15 protein-coding genes are annotated in these 16457 nt (G+C 59.2%); 2 read left to right on the top strand and 13 right to left on the bottom strand.

All coding sequences use genetic code 11. The annotated features are described in order from the left end of the window. Positions 1 to 32: 32 nt before the first annotated feature. From murC to GOV88_RS05060, 4 genes are all read right to left on the bottom strand, one after another. On the bottom strand, positions 33 to 1442 hold the full coding sequence (gene murC, locus GOV88_RS05075) for a UDP-N-acetylmuramate--L-alanine ligase (protein WP_171239724.1): 1410 nt from the start codon (positions 1440 to 1442) through the stop codon (positions 33 to 35). After that, entirely contained in the window at positions 1439 to 2536 is a 1098-nt protein-coding gene (locus tag GOV88_RS05070) for a UDP-N-acetylglucosamine--N-acetylmuramyl-(pentapeptide) pyrophosphoryl-undecaprenol N-acetylglucosamine transferase (protein WP_171122502.1), read from the bottom strand. Before GOV88_RS05070 ends, murC begins: the two co-directional genes overlap by 4 nt. Beyond that, positions 2536 to 3699: a putative lipid II flippase FtsW gene (gene ftsW / locus GOV88_RS05065; protein WP_171120656.1), complete on the bottom strand. Its 1164-nt coding sequence runs from the start codon at positions 3697 to 3699 to the stop codon at positions 2536 to 2538. Before ftsW ends, GOV88_RS05070 begins: the two co-directional genes overlap by 1 nt. A 173-nt stretch (positions 3700 to 3872) precedes the next feature. Then, entirely contained in the window at positions 3873 to 4271 is a 399-nt protein-coding gene (locus tag GOV88_RS05060; RefSeq protein ID WP_171122500.1) for a rhodanese-like domain-containing protein, read from the bottom strand. A gap of 139 nt (positions 4272 to 4410) precedes the next feature. Here GOV88_RS05060 and GOV88_RS05055 point away from each other — a divergent pair, with 139 nt between their 5' ends. Next, positions 4411 to 5589 (top strand): NAD(P)/FAD-dependent oxidoreductase, encoded by a 1179-nt coding sequence (locus tag GOV88_RS05055; protein WP_171239723.1) that lies wholly within the window; start codon positions 4411 to 4413, stop codon positions 5587 to 5589. Here GOV88_RS05055 and GOV88_RS05050 read toward each other — a convergent pair. The 9 genes from GOV88_RS05050 to mraZ form a co-directional block, all read right to left on the bottom strand. Continuing rightward, the gene (locus GOV88_RS05050; RefSeq protein WP_254428667.1) at positions 5586 to 5960 is read right to left on the bottom strand and encodes a glycine zipper family protein; all 375 of its coding nucleotides are present in this window, start codon (positions 5958 to 5960) and stop codon (positions 5586 to 5588) included. The genes GOV88_RS05055 and GOV88_RS05050 overlap by 4 nt on opposite strands. 105 nt (positions 5961 to 6065) lie before the next feature. Then, positions 6066 to 7466, bottom strand: a complete 1401-nt coding sequence (murD, locus tag GOV88_RS05045; protein WP_171239722.1) for a UDP-N-acetylmuramoyl-L-alanine--D-glutamate ligase — start codon at positions 7464 to 7466, stop codon at positions 6066 to 6068. Between the two features lie 150 nt (positions 7467 to 7616). Further along, positions 7617 to 8699 carry a phospho-N-acetylmuramoyl-pentapeptide-transferase gene (gene mraY / locus GOV88_RS05040; RefSeq protein ID WP_171239721.1) on the bottom strand — a complete coding sequence of 361 codons (1083 nt, stop codon included), beginning with the start codon at positions 8697 to 8699 and terminating at the stop codon, positions 7617 to 7619. Positions 8700 to 8723: 24 nt separating this feature from the next. Continuing rightward, positions 8724 to 10118 (bottom strand): UDP-N-acetylmuramoyl-tripeptide--D-alanyl-D-alanine ligase, encoded by a 1395-nt coding sequence (murF, locus tag GOV88_RS05035; protein ID WP_171120641.1) that lies wholly within the window; start codon positions 10116 to 10118, stop codon positions 8724 to 8726. Then, the gene (locus tag GOV88_RS05030; protein WP_171239720.1) at positions 10115 to 11596 is read right to left on the bottom strand and encodes a UDP-N-acetylmuramoyl-L-alanyl-D-glutamate--2,6-diaminopimelate ligase; all 1482 of its coding nucleotides are present in this window, start codon (positions 11594 to 11596) and stop codon (positions 10115 to 10117) included. Before GOV88_RS05030 ends, murF begins: the two co-directional genes overlap by 4 nt. Positions 11597 to 11618: 22 nt before the next feature. Beyond that, positions 11619 to 13406, bottom strand: coding sequence for a penicillin-binding protein 2 (locus tag GOV88_RS05025; RefSeq protein ID WP_171239719.1), 1788 nt, complete (start codon positions 13404 to 13406; stop codon positions 11619 to 11621). Then, complete coding sequence (locus GOV88_RS05020; protein ID WP_171120635.1) at positions 13403 to 13771, bottom strand: cell division protein FtsL; 369 nt, start codon at positions 13769 to 13771, stop codon at positions 13403 to 13405. The genes GOV88_RS05025 and GOV88_RS05020 overlap by 4 nt, the downstream gene beginning before the upstream one ends. Then, complete coding sequence (gene rsmH, locus GOV88_RS05015) at positions 13768 to 14760, bottom strand: 16S rRNA (cytosine(1402)-N(4))-methyltransferase RsmH (protein WP_171239718.1); 993 nt, start codon at positions 14758 to 14760, stop codon at positions 13768 to 13770. Before rsmH ends, GOV88_RS05020 begins: the two co-directional genes overlap by 4 nt. Before the next feature lie 4 nt (positions 14761 to 14764). Then, complete coding sequence (mraZ, locus tag GOV88_RS05010) at positions 14765 to 15268, bottom strand: division/cell wall cluster transcriptional repressor MraZ (RefSeq protein ID WP_170384396.1); 504 nt, start codon at positions 15266 to 15268, stop codon at positions 14765 to 14767. Positions 15269 to 16181: 913 nt separating this feature from the next. On the opposite strand from mraZ, the gene GOV88_RS05005 reads away from it, so the two are divergent. After that, positions 16182 to 16406 carry a DUF1127 domain-containing protein gene (locus GOV88_RS05005; protein ID WP_171122487.1) on the top strand — a complete coding sequence of 75 codons (225 nt, stop codon included), beginning with the start codon at positions 16182 to 16184 and terminating at the stop codon, positions 16404 to 16406. The last annotated feature ends 51 nt before the right edge of the window (positions 16407 to 16457 follow it).

Genomic DNA, 16457 nt, shown 5'->3' with positions numbered 1-16457 from the left:
CTTTAAGGTTGCGCGTCGGCAGAGTCCATTACTTATCCAGCCTGCTTGCGCAGCAACCGTTCCGGCAAACCATTGGCCCATGCGCTGATCGTACCGGCCCCCAGACAGACGACCATGTCGCCCGGACGGGCCTGTTCGCGGACCAGCCGTTCCAGATCGTTTTCATCCAGCAGCGCGCGGGCATGGCGGTGGCCGTGGCGGATCAGGCCCTGCACCAGATCATCGCGGGATGCCCCCTCGATCGGATCTTCTCCGGCGGCAAAGATTTCGGCAATGGCGACCACGTCGGCGTCATTGAAACAGGTGCAGAAATCATCAAACAGGTTTGACAGGCGTGAATACCGATGCGGTTGATGCACTGCGATTACGCGGCCTTCGGAAGCCTGACGTGCAGCTTTTAGTACGGCGGCGATTTCAACCGGGTGGTGGCCGTAATCGTCGATAATGGTGACACCGTCGACCTCTCCAACCTTGGTGAAACGGCGATTGACGCCGCCGAAATTGGCCAAAGCCTCGCGGATTTCCGCGGTTTTCATACCCAGATGACGGGCAACGGCCACGGCGCTTAATGCGTTCGAGACATTGTGGTCGCCCGGCATCGGCAGCGTGCAGCCTTCGATCACCGTGTTTTCATATTGCAGATGAACATCAAAATGCGCGACGCCGCCCTTATAGGTCAGGTTCACCGCCCGCACATCGGCCTGCGCGTTAAACCCATAAGTGCGCACGCGGCGGTCGGTGATACGACCCACCAGCGTCTGCACCTCGGCATGATCCGTGCAACAGACCGCCAGCCCATAGAAAGGCAGGTTCGAGACGAACTCATAGAACCCATCGCGAAGTTTATCGAAATCGCCCCAATGCTCCATATGCTCGGGGTCGATATTGGTGACAATAGCAATGGTTGCGGGCAAACGGTTGAACGAGCCATCCGATTCGTCGGCCTCGACCACCATCCATTCGCCCTGCCCCATCCGCGCGTTGCTGCCATAGGCGTGAATGATGCCGCCATTGATCACGGTGGGGTCGAAATCTCCGGCGACCATGAGTTCAGCCATCATGGTGGTGGTGGTTGTTTTGCCATGGGTTCCGGCGATGGCAATGTTGGACTTCAGGCGCATCAGCTCCGCCAGCATGTCGGCACGGCGCACCACCGGCAGGCCCTGCGCACGGGCACCGTCCAATTCGGGATTCCCCGCCTTGATCGCAGTAGACACCACCACAACGGCTGCATTTTCAAGGTTTTCGGCGCGCTGGCCCACGAAAATCTCGGCCCCCAAACCGGCCAGACGGTCAGTGATCTTGGACGCTTTCAGGTCCGAGCCCTGCACCCTGTAGCCCAGGTTCAGCAGAACCTCGGCAATCCCGGACATCCCAATCCCGCCGATCCCGACAAAGTGGATCGACCCTACGTCTTGCGGCAGTTTAGTTGCTGGATTCATGTGGTCTCCTTCTGCGCCAACTGTTCGACGAGGTGCACCAGACGCTCGGTCGCATCGGGCGCGCCGGTCGAGAGGGCGGCGTGGGCCATCTTTTGCGCGGCTTCGGGGTTTGTCAGAACTGCGGTGATTTGCTCGGTCAGCGCTGGAACGTCAAGCAGGTTTTCCGGGATCATGATCGCGCCCCCGGCCTGCACCAACCCGCGAGCATTGGCGGTTTGGTGATCTCCGGCAGCAGCGGCAAAAGGGATCAGGATCGAAGGCCGCCCGATTACCGAGATATCGGCAACGCTGGAGGCACCCGAGCGGCTTATGACAAGTTGCGCATCGGACATGCGTCGTGGGACGTCATCGAAGAATGGCAAGACTTCGGCGCGAATTCCGTTATCGGCATAAAACGCGGTGACACGTTCGCCATCCTCATTCCGCGCCTGATGCGCCACGCGGATATGGGCGCGCAGGGCTTCGGGCAATGCCGCGATCGCACCGGGCACAACGTCGCTGAGAATACGTGCCCCCTGCGAGCCGCCCATAACAAGCACAGACATCGGGTAGTCGCCGGGGGGGATGTACCCCGACGCTGCACGCTCTAACACGGCGGCGCGGACCGGGTTGCCGGTGTGGACCCCCTGCGCGCCGTCTGGCAGGTCCGTGGGCCACACACCGCAAGCCACCTGCGCCACGCGCTTGGCAAACAACTGGTTCACGCGGCCCAGCACACCGTTCTGTTCGTGGATCATGCGCGGGATTTTCAGCAACGTTGCCGCCCCCAACGCAGGGATTGAGGGGTATCCACCAAAGCCGACAACCACGTCAGGTCGGTCGCGCATCATCTGCATTGCCATGCTGGTCACGCCGCCCGCGATCTTTGGGCCCACCATCGCTTTGGCGGCCAAACCGCCCCGCGCGAAAGTGGCGGAACTGGCCTCGACAATCTCGGTCGAATGAGGAAAGCCACCCGTATAACGCGCACCGCGCGCATCAGTTGACAAACGGACGCGCCAGCCTTTGTGCAGCATTGCCTCGGCCAGCGCCTGTGCCGGGAACATGTGACCCCCGGTGCCGCCCGCCGCAATCAGAAGATAAGGTGCTGTCATCAACCTCGTCCGCGCAGTATGTCGCCCAGTTCGCCCTGTGGCCGGGTGCGGGTAAAGGCCAGCAACATGCCAACCGCAATTCCACCCGCAATCAGCGAGGAACCACCATAGCTGACGAACGGCAATGTCATGCCCTTGGCGGGCAGCAGACGCACGGCCACCCCCATGTTGATCATCGCCTGAACGCCGAACATGCAGGCCAGACCTGTCCCTGCCAGACGGATGAACATGTCGCGTTCACGCATCAGCCGCAGGAGCGAACGCACGACGATCAGCGAATAAAGCGCGATGATGATCAACACCAGGATCAGGCCGTATTCCTCGGCCGCAACAGCTATGATGAAATCCGTATGCGCATCTGGCAACGACCATTTCACCTGCCCCTCGCCCACGCCCACACCGAACAACCCGCCCTCGCGGATCGCGTTGGTGGCATAGCCAAGCTGGGTGGTCGGATCGACCTCTTGGTTCAGGAAGCCGTCAATGCGGCGCGCAAAATGTTCCGAGTTCGAATATGCGAACATCCCGCCCAGAACGACCGCGCCCGCCATGCCGACCAGCAGCAGCATCGGCGCACCGGCCACGAAATACATCACGCCCCAACCAAACAGGATCAGGCAGGCCTGACCAAAGTCGGGTTGCAGCACCAACATCGCCACGATCGCCATACACAGCGCAAAAGACCACAACCGCCCCGGAGGGCCGTTGATTTCCTGCGACGCGGCCAGCAACCACGCAGCCACGACGATGAAACCGGGTTTCAGAAATTCGGACGGTTGCAGCGAGGCAAAGCCCAGCGAATACCAGCGCACCGCCCCTTTACCGAAATCGGTCCCGAAGACAGGCAGAAAGGCCAGCGCCACAAACGCGCCGAGAAAACCCAGCACAGCCAGTCGCCGCACCAAAGTCGGCGACATCATCGAGGTCAGCAGCATCGCAATCAGAGCTAAGCCGCCGAACAACGCCTGCCGCTCAACGTAGTGAAAAGGATCAAACCCATTGCGGCTTGCCAGCGGCGGCGAGGACGCCAACCCCAGCAACAAGCCGATGACAAACAGGATCAGAACGCAGGACATCGTCCAGCGGTCAATCGTGCGCCACCACTTTGGTAGAATCGGTTCGCCGCGCTGGTCCTGGACCGCGCCATACACCATCTCAGTCATGAGATACCGCCACTCTCTGCCTCGTTCACGTCCCGTTTTCGGGATCTGATTGAGAGTCTATCCCGGTTTTTGCCTTTGGGCCAGTAAAATGAGGGGTTTGAGCAAAAACAAACCGCCGTCAGCAAAGTCCCGCCGGGACGGGGGTTTGCGGAATGATGTTCGCCTAAATCTGACTACTCAACTTCTTCAACCGGTGCACCGGACTTGGCCCAAGCGGTAAACCCACCTTCGATATGAACAACCGGCTTTAGCCCCATCTCCATCGCGATTTTGGCACTAAGCGCCGACCGCCACGCGCTGGCGCAATAGAACACGTAGGTCTTGTCCTGATCAAAGACGTCCTTGTGATATGGGCTTTCGGGGTCGATCCAAAACTCGAGCATCCCTCTGGGGCATGAGAATGCTCCGGGGATCTTGCCAGACCGTTTTAATTCGCGAAAGTCGCGCAAGTCGATCAGAACGTGGTCGTCACTGTCTAGCATGGCTTGGGCCTGCTCAACCGAAACCGACGAAACAACGGCATTCGCTTCGGCCAGCAGTGCCTTGATTCCCTTTGTTATTGTCTGGGGCATATTGGACCTTTCCTGAATACGTCACGCATCGGTGCAGAGAATACCCGACAGCTCATAGCATCAAAGAAAGGGCCGCGACAAACATGGCATGCACCAAGTCCCCCTTGCCATCCCAGGTAATCCGCGCCATGCGCAACACATGGACTTTGACACGATCATCCTTGGTGCCGGGGCAGCCGGTATGATGTGCGCCGCCCATTGCGGTGGGCGCGTATTAGCGATCGACCATGCGAAGGCCGCGGGTGAGAAAATCCGTATCTCGGGCGGCGGGCGCTGCAACTTTACGAACATGTACGCAGGGCCTGGCAACTTCCTGTCGCAGAACCCGCATTTTTGCAAATCCGCATTGGCCCGGTACACCCAGTGGGATTTCATCGATCTGGTCTGGCGGCACAAGATTGCGTGGCACGAGAAAACGCTAGGGCAGTTGTTCTGCGACGGTTCCTCAAAACAGATCATTCAGATGCTGATGGATGAGATGGCGAATGCAGGGGCCGAATTGTGGGTCCGGGCCGAGTTGAGGGACCTTCGCAAGACGGAAAGCGGGTTCGCCCTTGACGTCGATCGCGAAGGACAGCGCGTTTCCCTGACCTGCGCCAATCTGGTGCTGGCCACGGGCGGCAAGTCGATCCCCAAAATGGGTGCGACCGGGCTGGCCTATGACATCGCGCGACAATTCGGGTTGGGCATTACTGATACAAGGGCGGCGCTGGTGCCATTCACGTTTTCGGACGCAAAATTCAAAGAGCTTTCAGGCGTTTCCCTGCCTGCCCGACTGTCGAACACGCGCACCAGCTTTGACGAAGCGCTGCTGTTCACCCATCGCGGCCTCAGCGGACCGTCTGTCCTGCAACTGTCCTCTTACTGGCGCGAGGGCGAAGACATCAGCGTCAATCTGATCCCTGATCTCGCTCTGTTTGACGTGCTGCGCGATCAGCGGCAGGCCGGAGGGCGCAAAGCTCTGACCACCGAACTGGCCCGACACCTGCCCAGTCGTCTGGTGGAATTCCTCAGCCGCATCATCCCCATGCAAGGCAATCTGGCCGACCAATCCGATGCCGCTCTGATTGAACTGGTCAAAGCCCTATCAAACTGGCAACTGACCCCATCTGGCACCGAGGGCTACCGCACCGCCGAGGTCACGTTGGGTGGGATCGACACCGACGACCTTTCGTCCAGAACGATGGAGGCCAGGGATGTCCCCGGCCTCTATGCGATTGGCGAAGCAGTGGATGTCACAGGCTGGCTGGGCGGATACAACTTCCAGTGGGCGTGGTCATCGGGCCACGCCGCCGGAACTGCGATCGCGGGCCGTTAACCTACGACGTTATACCCACGTCCGCGCATACAGTTGCGCACGATCACTTCCTGATTTTGAGTATTATTAATCGCGCTCGCACCCGCACCTACAAGCGCACCTGCAACGGCGGCACGCCCCAGATCGCTGGCGCTGTCGTCAATGATCGCCTTGGTGCCGGCAGCACCCGCCGCGCCGATGGCAGCAGCGCCAGCCGTCCGGCTATCCACTGTCGGCTGAGACCGTGCAAGCGCCTGACACTGGGCCAGATCCGCGTTGTAGTTTGGCCCAACCGGTCCATCGACGACCGGCTGGTAATTGGCACCGACATTGGAGCAGGCTCCAACCACCAAAATAGCGGGCAGGATCAAAGAGAATTTACGGTATGGCATAATCATAACCTCACGTTGAATTTGAAGGCAGGCAAAACCAATAATCTTGGCGCGTCAAGCTGATAGCAACTCAGCTTCGCTCAACCGGCGATCAATTGCAAACCTCTATTCTGACAGCCTCTGCCGAACCTGCGCCTCAAAGTCTTCTCCGCGTCGCTCGAAACTGTCGTATTGGTCAAAACTAGCCGCCGCTGGGGCCAATAGCACAGTTTCACCCGGCTGCGCATCCGACATGGCCTGCGCCACGGCCTCGGCCATCGTCGTGCAAACCAGCGTTTCCGCGTCAAGCTGCATGGCAAATCCGGCCGCCTCGCGCCCGATCACATAGGCTTTGATGACTCTGTCCGATGCTGCGTTCAATGCCGACAATCCGCCCTCTTTCTCTAGCCCACCGCAAATCCAGCGGATTTTTCCAAACGCGTTCAGCGCTTTCAGAGCACTGTCCACGTTGGTGGCCTTGGAGTCGTTCACAAAAGTGACGCCATCTGCTTCGGCGATGATCTGGCTGCGGTGCGGCAAGCCGGGATAGCTGTGCAGTGCGTCCTCGATCACGCGGGGGGCTAAGCCCAACGCACGACAGGCTGCGTATGCCGCGCATGCGTTCTGGTGGTTATGGGAACCGGGCAGTCCCTTGATCCCACGCATGTCAATCGACCCGGCCTGCCGACCTTTGCGATATTCCGACAAAAACCCCTTGCGTGCGAAGACCTGCCATCCGGGGCCCGTCAATTTGCGTGCGACCGATACGCGGATCACCCGGTCATCAGAGAGCCCCTCGGCAAGCTGACCGGCCAAAAACGCTCCTTCTTTTTCGTCGATGCCGATCACGGCGCGGTCTGGTCCGCCTTCGGCAAACAACCGGCGCTTGGCTGCAAAATACCCGCCCATCCCGCCGTGTCGGTCCAGATGATCCGGTGAAAGATTGGTGAACACCGCTACATCCGGCGTCAAAGCGCGGGCAAGTTCTGTCTGATAGCTGCTCAGTTCCAGCACCACGACAGAGCCATCCCCGCCCGGCTCAATATCCAGAACACCCCGCCCGATGTTCCCCGCCAACTGAGCCTCTCGCCCCGCTTCGGTAAGGATATGATGGATCAAAGCGGCCGTGGTCGATTTACCGTTCGACCCCGTAACCGCAATCACGCGCGGAGGCATATCGTAGTTGTTCCATTCCGCACCCGCGAAAGAGCGGAAGAACAGCCCGATGTCGTTGTCTACCGGCACGCCCGCATCCAATGCAGCGGCCACCACAGGGTTCGGGTCAGGATAAAGATGCGGAATACCCGGCGAGACGATCAGCGTGGCGATGTCGTCAAACGCGCCATGGCGCAAAAGGTCGGCGCAGGCAAAACCTTCGCCTTCCGCCTTCTCGCGGGCCGCTGGGTTGTCATCCCAACAGACCGGCTCTGCGCCGCCAGCCCTTAATGCGCGTGCGGCGGCCAGCCCTGACCGACCAAGCCCCAGAACCGCAACTTTATGTCCTGAAAACCCTTTGACCGGGATCATGCTGCCCACCCTTTTTTGACTTTGGCTTGGGCGTCACCCTGCGCAGAAGACCCCCTCATTGGCAAGGGGATAGACAGGCTCGCGCGCCAGCGCGAGCCGGGCCCAACAGGTGGCAGGTGGACCGAAGGTCCGCCGAACCTGGCGGGAGGGCTACCGGACCTTCAGCGTCGCCAGACCAATCATCGCGAGGATCAGGGAAATGATCCAGAACCGGATCACGATCGTCGGTTCCGCCCACCCCTTTTTCTCATAGTGATGGTGGATCGGCGCCATCAGGAACACCCGACGCCCGGTGCGTTTGAAGTACAGGACCTGAATGATCACGCTCAGTGCCTCGACGACGAACAGACCGCCGACAACGGCCAGTACCAATTCGTGCTTGGTGGCAACTGCGATTGCACCCAGCGCGCCCCCTAAGGCCAGTGACCCGGTATCACCCATGAACACGGCGGCAGGCGGCGCATTATACCAAAGAAACCCAAGCCCCGCGCCGAAAAGCGCCGAGGTAAAGATAAAGATTTCACCCGTTCCCGGCACATAGTGCACGTCCAGATATTCGGTAAAGTCGACCCGGCCCACCGCATACGCGATGATCCCCAGCGTCGATGCCGCGATCATTGCAGGCATGATCGCAAGCCCGTCCAACCCGTCGGTCAGGTTCACGGCATTCGCCGCACCCACAATCACGATAATCGAGAACGGAATGTAGAATATCCCCAGATTGACCAGCGTGTCCTTGAAAACCGGCACGGCAAGCTGGTTCTGCAAAGCCTCGGGATGGTGCAAAGTCGCCCATAGCGAAGCCAGAACCGCAATAAAGATCCCCAGAGCAAGCCTCATTTTACCCGAAACGCCCTTAGTGTTCTGCTTGGACACCTTGGCGTAATCGTCGGCAAAACCAATGGCTGCGTAAGCCAAAGTTACGAACAGCACCATCCAGACATAGGGGTTGTCCCACCGCGCCCAGACCAGAGTAGACGTCACAAGCGCCCCGACTATCAGCAGGCCGCCCATGGTTGGCGTTCCGGCCTTTGAGAAATGCCCCTCGGGACCGTCATCCCGGATCGGCTGACCCTTGCCCTGCTTGCGGCGCAACACATTGATCAGCGGTTTTCCAAACAGGAACCCGAAGATCAACGCAGTCATAAAGGCCCCACCTGCACGGAACGTAATGTACCGAAAGAGGTTAAAGAAATCCCCCCCGTCCGACAGGCCGGTCAACCAATAAAGCATCTTAAAACCTTTCTCGTGCGGCGATCATGGGTCAGGCGCGCTCCCTTGCCCCATTTTCCGCAAACCGTCAACAATCTGTGCCAAAGCCATGCTCAGTGAGCCTTTGGCCAATACGGTATCACCGGCTCGGATCAGCTCTGGCAAACGCGCGACCATTTCAGTGCTGGTTTCAAACCAGAGGCCGCGTTTTTCGTCCGGCAAAGCGTCGTGAAGCGTCTTCATCAGTGGGCCGATACAGTGAACACGATCAACACGTTGCATGGCATCCACGTGGGCCATATTGGCGTGCATTTCGGCTTCTTGTGCGCCCAACTCTTTCATATCGCCCAAGAACGCGATCCTACGGTCACCCTGCGACGCGGCCAGCACATCCAGCGCGGCCTCCATCGAGGTTGGGTTGGCGTTATAACTGTCGTCCAGCAATTCGACCTGACCGCCCGCAATCAGCGCAATCTGCTCTCGCACCCCGCGCCCCTTGACCGGAGACCACCGGGCCAACCCAGTAATCGCGTCGTCCAGTTCAACGCCCATCTCTACACAGGCGGCCAATGCCCCCAGCGCGTTCATCGCAAAATGCGTGCCGGCAGATTGTACGTCAAACTTGAATGGGACATCGCCCACGGTCGCCGACGCATGTACCGAATCCGAGGCCTGCGTGACATCTTTCAGCACATAATCCACAGCGGATCGCCCGAACTCTACGACCCCAGCCCCGTTTTCCATTGCACACTCGCGTAGAATTTCTGCGTGTTCCACATCCGCGTTGACGATCGCCGCGCCACCTTTGGTCAGACCTTCGAAAATCGCAGCCTTTTCATGGGCGATTCCGGCAACGGACTCGAACGCCTCTAGGTGGACAGCCGCCACGGTCGTTACCAATGCCACGTGGGGATGGGCCTGCCTTGCCAAGGGCGCGATCTCTCCGGGGTGGTTCATGCCAATCTCGATTACCGCGTAGTCGGTGTCGCGCGGCATCCGGGCCAATGTCAGAGGAACACCCCAATGATTGTTGTAGCTGGCAACGCTGGCATGTGTTTTTCCCTGCGTTTCCAAGATAGTAGACAGCATTTCCTTGGTCGAGGTTTTCCCGACACTGCCCGTAACGCCCATCACCCGCGCATCCGTGCGCGCACGCGCGGCCTGCCCGAGCGCCTCCAACCCTGCTTGAACGTCGTCCACGATCAGCAGCGGCGCATCTTCGGGCACGCCTTCGGGCACACGGGACACAAGCGCCGCACCTGCCCCTTTTTCCAATGCCTGCGCAACGAATTCGTGCCCGTCACGCGCCGCTGTCAACGCTACGAAAAGATCGTCGGGCTGCAGGGTTCGCGTGTCAATGGACACGCCGTTTGCTGTCCAATCCGCTGTAGCACGCCCACCGGTTGCTTCGGCGGCTTCGGATGCGGTCCACAAAGTCATGCGACCCTCCCGTCAAGTGCAGCGACGCTTATGCTGGCCTGTTCCACATCGTCAAATGGCAGAACCTGATCGCCAACAATCTGGCCTGTTTCATGCCCTTTGCCTGCAATCAGCAGCGCGTCGCCGGGTTGCAAGGCATCGACACCGCGGAGAATGGCCTCGGCCCTGTCTCCGACTTCGGTTGCACCCGGTGCCCCTTGCATCACGGCCTCGCGGATCACTGCGGGGTCTTCGCTGCGCGGGTTGTCATCCGTTACAAATACCACATCGGCGTTGTTCGCCGCGGCCTTGCCCATCAAAGGGCGCTTTCCCGCATCCCGATCGCCACCCGCGCCAACGATTGCAATCAGCCGACCCATGACATGCGGGCGCATCGCCTTGAGCGCAGTCGCAACCGCATCCGGCGTGTGGGCGTAGTCCACGAACACCGCCGCCCCATTCTCTCGCGTTGCAGCCAGTTGCATTCGTCCACGCACGGTTGTCAGGTGCGGCAAGGTTTCAAAAACGCGCTCGGGATCATCTCCGCCCGCGATCACAAGCCCGCAGGCCAAAAGGACATTCTCGGCCTGAAATCCCCCAATCAGGTTCAGGCGCGTTTGAAAGACCTTTCCTTTCCACGAAAAGCGCAGGTCCTGACCCGTGGCATCGAAACGCTGGTTCATCAGACACAGGTCTGCATCACCCAAACCAACGGTCAGCACATCCTGCCCCCGGTCTTCGGCGATCTTACGGACATGCAGCCCTTTGGGGTCGCTCATGTTGATAACGACGGTTCCGTCCTGCGGCAGAACGCGATCGAACAGACCGGCCTTGGCCGCAAAATAGGCCTCAAACGTTTCGTGGTAGTCCAGATGGTCCTGCGTGAAGTTTGAAAAGCCCGCCGCAGTCAGATTCACCCCGTCCAGGCGCCGTTGTTCCAAACCGTGCGACGACGCCTCCATCGCGGCATGGGTCACACCGTTTTCTGCCGCTTCTGCGAGACAACGGTGCAGGGTTATAGGCTCTGGCGTGGTATGGGCCAGAGGCGCGGTCCAGGCACCTTCGACACCGGTTGTGCCAAGATTGACCGCGGCGTGGCCCAGCTCCATCCAGATCTGACGTACAAAGGTCGCGACCGACGTCTTGCCGTTTGTCCCGGTCACGGCAACGATAGTCTGCGGTTGAGAGCCAAACCAAAGCGCCGCACATCCCGCCAGCGCCTGACGAGGGTCTTCAACGACGACCAGCGCCGCATCCGAGCCCGACAACTCATCCGCCGCGATCACAGCACCCTCGGCATCCGTCAGGATGGCCGCAGCGCCCATCCGCAGGGCGAACTGGATAAACTCGCCCCCGTGAACCCGCGTTCCGGGAAGGGCTGCGAACAAGTAGCCTTCCTTAACCTCTCGGCTATCGACGGCTAGCCCGGTAATTTCCGGGTTTGCGCCACCTCGGGCGGTCAGGGCCAGTTGGCTGAGTTTCTTTGTCCTTGTGCCCATCGCCCACCTCTTGCCGGACAGTCTAATTTGAGGTCAGCGTTATAGCAGCGCGCGCCTCAGGCTCAAGCCGGGGACGCAAGCCCAGCAAAGGCGCGACACGACCGATCAATTCGGCAGCCACGGGCACCGCTGTCCAGCCCGCCGTGCGGCGCTTTTCGCCATAGGCAACAATGGACGGCTCGTCCAGCGTGACGATCAGAACGTATTTGGGATCATAGGCCGGAAAAATCGTCGCGAAGGTCGCGATAACCTTGTCATCATAGTAACCACCGCGTGGCTTAGGCTTGTCGGCTGTGCCGGTTTTACCGGCGACATCATACCCCGCCACGTCCCCGAAACTCGCCGTTCCGTCCGTGACCACCTTGCGCAACATCTTTTGCGCCTGAAGCGCGGCACCATGTGACAGCACACGGGGACCATACTGAGGGCCGTTCTTACGCAACACCGTTGGGCTAACATAGTGCCCTCCATTGGCGATCGCCGCGTAACCGGCTGCCAGATGCATTGGGCTGGTCGACAGCCCATGGCCATAGGAAATGGTCACAGTGCTCAACTCGCCCCATTTCTTGGGCTTGAGGGGCTCGCCACCTGCGGCTTCGACAATCTCAAAGGGTGTGGGTTCGAACATGCCGAGCGCGCGCAAGAACTCCTGTTGACGCTGCGCGCCGATTTGCAGCGCCAGCCGTCCGGTACCCCGGTTCGAGCTGTGAACAATCACATCCGCGACGCTGATTTTACCGTAGTTCTTGCCGTTGAACTCACCAATTGGAAAGCGTCCGATCCGCATAGGCCCAGACGTGTCGATGATTGTCTCAGAATTCACCAGCCCCAGTTGCACCGCCTGCGCGGCCGTGAAGATCTTGAAAACTGATCCCAGCTCGTACACGCCCTGCACATAGCGGTTGAACAAGGGGCTGTCAGACGGATCAAACCCCGAGGTCGGCGGGCGCGGACGGTCGTTTGGGTCAAATGACGGCAACGACGCCGCCGAGATCACTTCACCCGTATGCGCGTTCATCAAAACGGCCGAGGCACCCTTGGCGTTCATGATATTCATGCCGCCATACAGAACCTGCTCGACCGCAGCCTGAATGGTCAGGTCCAATGACAGTTGCAGCGGCTTGTTCCCATTGGCCGGGTTGCGCAGATAGTCATCAAACTGTTTCTCGACCCCGGCAACACCGATCACCTCGGCTGCGCTGACGCCTTCACGCCCGAATCCCGATCCGCCAAGAATATGCGCGGCCAGCTTGCCGTTGGGGTACAGCCGCATCTCACGCGGGCCGAACAGAATGCCGGGATCACCGATGTCGTGAACGGCTTGTTTCTGTTCCGGCGAGATACGCTTTTTGATCCACAGGAACTTGCGGTCGCCGGTGAAATCCTTGACCAGACGTTCTTTTTCCAGATCAGGGAAAATCGCGACCAACTGATCAGCGGCGGCCACCGGGTCGATCATCAGGGGCGGCTGGGCATAGACCGAATAGGTGTCCAGATTGGTTGCCAGAATACGCCCCTCGCGGTCGACGATATTGGCCCGCTGCATGGCAATCGCGGCACCGGGGGCGCTGGCCAGCGGCTCTTGCGCCTCGGATGTTGCCAGCATCCCCATGCGAAACCCAACCACTGCAAAGGCACAGAAAAAGAACAGGCCAAGCACCAGAAGCCGCCCTTCTGCACGGGCGCGGGCGTGATCCTTCATGTCTTCGTGGCGCTTCCTGATATATTCACGTTCGATGGCCTTGGGGTTTTCCCCCCGCGCGCGTGCATCAAGGATACGGGCCAGAGGTCGGAGGGGCGTGCGCGTCATGGGATCTGCACCTCGCCCAAAGCCTGAATGTTAGTCAGCGACTGCAGCTCAAACGGGTCTACGATCGGCAAGTCAGGGTCTTCTGCATATGCAATTTGGTCAGCGCGCCCGAACTGCTCGGCACGAAGGGGTAGCAAACCCAGACGTTCAAAATTCAGATCGGCCAGTTCGCGCAGTCGATCAGGGCGATTAAGATACGCCCATTCCGCGTTCAAAACCGCAAGCCGGACCTGAGCCACGCCAATCTCGCGCTGCAACTTCTGCGTTTCCTTAACGACCTGCTGGGTGCGATAGTTCTCTTGATACGCCCAAAGCGCCAATCCGAACACGGCCAAGGCAGTCAACGCATACAAAACACTTTTCATTTTGCCCTTCCCCCAAGTTGCGGCATCCCAATGGCGCGGGCATCAATTTCCCCCGCCGGTGCCTCGGTCCGCACTGCGACACGCAGCTTGGCCGAGCGCGCGCGCGGATTTTCCTGTAATTCCTGTTCATCCGGTCCAACAGCCTTGCGCGTCTTAAGCGTAAACTGCGGCTGGTCCTGCTCCACCTCAGGCGCATAGCGATTTGCACGCCCAGTCTTGCCAGCACGTGACTGAAAGAACCGTTTGACCATGCGGTCCTCGATAGAATGGAACGTCACAACAGCCAGTTGCCCGCCCGGCTTCAAAGCACGTTCCGCAGCCATAAGCCCTTGGAAAAGCTCTTCATATTCCGCGTTCACCGCGATCCGCAGGCCCTGAAAGCTGCGTGTCGCCGGATGCGATTGACCCGGTTTCGGACGCGGGAGGCAGGATTCGATAATCTCAGCCAGTCGCAGTGTTGTGGTAATCGGCGCCTCGGCCCGCGCCTTCACAATCGCCTTGGCAATCCGGCGGCTAGCGCGTTCCTCGCCAAAATGGAAAAGGATGTCGGCCAGTTGCGCCTCGGTCGCTGTGTTGACCAAATCGGCAGCACTCTCGCCTTCCTGACTCATCCGCATATCCAGCGGACCGTCTTTCATGAAGGAAAAACCACGCTCCGCCTGATCCAACTGCATGGACGAGACCCCAAGGTCCAACACCACCCCATCCAGATTCTGTGCGTATTCATCCATGCGAGAGAACACACCCTGCTGCATCACCAGTCGGTCACCGTATCCACCCACCCAATCAGCGGCCATCTCAAATGCCAGCGGATCACGGTCCACACCGATAACCTTCTCGGCCCCGGCTTCCAGCAAGCCGCGCGTGTACCCTCCCGCTCCAAAGGTGCCGTCGAGCCAGGTGCCCGAGACAGGCGCCACGGTCGCAAGCAACGGACGCAGAAGGACAGGGATGTGGGGTTTTTCGGTGGGGGTTTCAGCGCCGGCCATGCCGTTACGCATCCCCGGTGCCGTCTAGGAACTCCAGAGGGTCAAAGTCCCCTGGCTGTTCGTCCAACCATTCTTCGGCCGAAGCCAGTTCTTCCGATTCATATGTTTCGGGCTTCCAAATCTGGAACGTGTCCCCGGCGGCAATAAAGAACGCCTCGCCCTCAAGTCCGATCTTGTTGCGCAACTTAGCAGGCAACACCAGACGACCGGTCTCATCCACCGTGGTCGGGAAAGACTGACCGTGGAACATGCGTTGCAGCAGTTTCCGCTGCATCGAACCACGCGGCAGCGCGTCGATCTTGTCATCAACCTCGTCGATCGCCCGCATCGTATAGCATTCAAGAAACTTCCGGCGGTGATCGCCGTAGACAATAACAAGCTCTGGATTATCGCCGGGCTGCCAATTGGGGTCACAGGATTCAAGCACACGGCGAAAAGAGGCCGGGATCGAGACCCTGCCCTTCGTGTCCACCTTATGGTGGCTTTCACCTCTAAACCTGCGCGCCAAGACGACTGTCCCTTTCGCTTGCGCCCCACCTAAAATTCACGTTCCCCCCGGATGAAAAACGGCGGGTTGATCTGCTGCCACTGATCAACCCGCCGCATTGACCCGCTGAGCGGGAAGTCCAGCTGCGCGCGCCACCTGGGGGGATGTCTGCTCGCCCGCGCGCCGGATCTCTTGAGTGATGAAAGCGAGATGCCTGTATGAAACCTGAATTTTATTGGTTCGGGGTCGTTTGGTGCCCCATGTGCCTCGTCCTCATCGGATGCATAAGGGATGACATGGGAATTCATGGAAATCAATAGGAAAATTCGCCCGCTCATGACTGAAGACCCATCCTAATAAGGCCGCAACCAAAAGGAAAGACCACTAATTGCACCATAAATTGTCTGCCTGCAGAATTTAGGCACCACATATAGTTGCAGTCACGTTGACCCAATCTATCCCATGATTTCCCAAAAATTTTTCAATTTTTGTGATTCCCAGCCCCAACCACACGGCAACACCGCACAAAATTAGTCGAATCACCCAGCCTCAGACATGGCTGCACCACCTAAATTCAACTGCAGCCCAGGGCGCGCCCACGAATTCCCATAGCTCTAAATTTCGCCCAGCCCGCGCCTCAACTCTCAAGACGGGATTTACAATATGCACAAATTTCGGAATATGCCGCCCAATCAAGGGGCAAACCCATGCACCCTGAAATCGCGCCGAGGCGATGCCCCTCATGCGCAAGCGGCCAAAAGTCATATTTTAAAGGCACTTTCACCGCAAGGTTTACAACTTGTTGATATCCATGCGTTTGCTGCATAGCAGCAATGACTACGTAGGCTATTGTGCAGGCGCAGCATTTGCCTATTTTTGTAACCAAGCAAGCGCTGGAACACTCCGGCGACAACATACAAACCGGGTTACGCACATGGCTGTAGCAACACATCATACTGCGCTGAAGAACGCGCCCGCAACCGGCTTGGCTTCGTTGATCGAGGCCGCAAAGGCCCGGTACGCGCGTCACCGCGTCTATCGTCAGACCGTAAATGAACTGTCTGAACTTTCGAACCGCGAACTGGCCGATCTGGGCCTGCACCGCTCAATGATCCGCCGGCTGGCACTTCAGGCCGCAGAAGAATTCGCCGCGCGTTAATCGCGGCACGACATAACCGAGATCAGGTCCTTCCTCCTCCCTTTAGGACCT

The sequence above is a fragment of the Ruegeria sp. HKCCA5491 genome (assembly GCF_013034565.1).
GTDB lineage: Bacteria > Pseudomonadota > Alphaproteobacteria > Rhodobacterales > Rhodobacteraceae > Ruegeria.
This window is presented reverse-complemented; position numbering and strand designations above follow the sequence as displayed.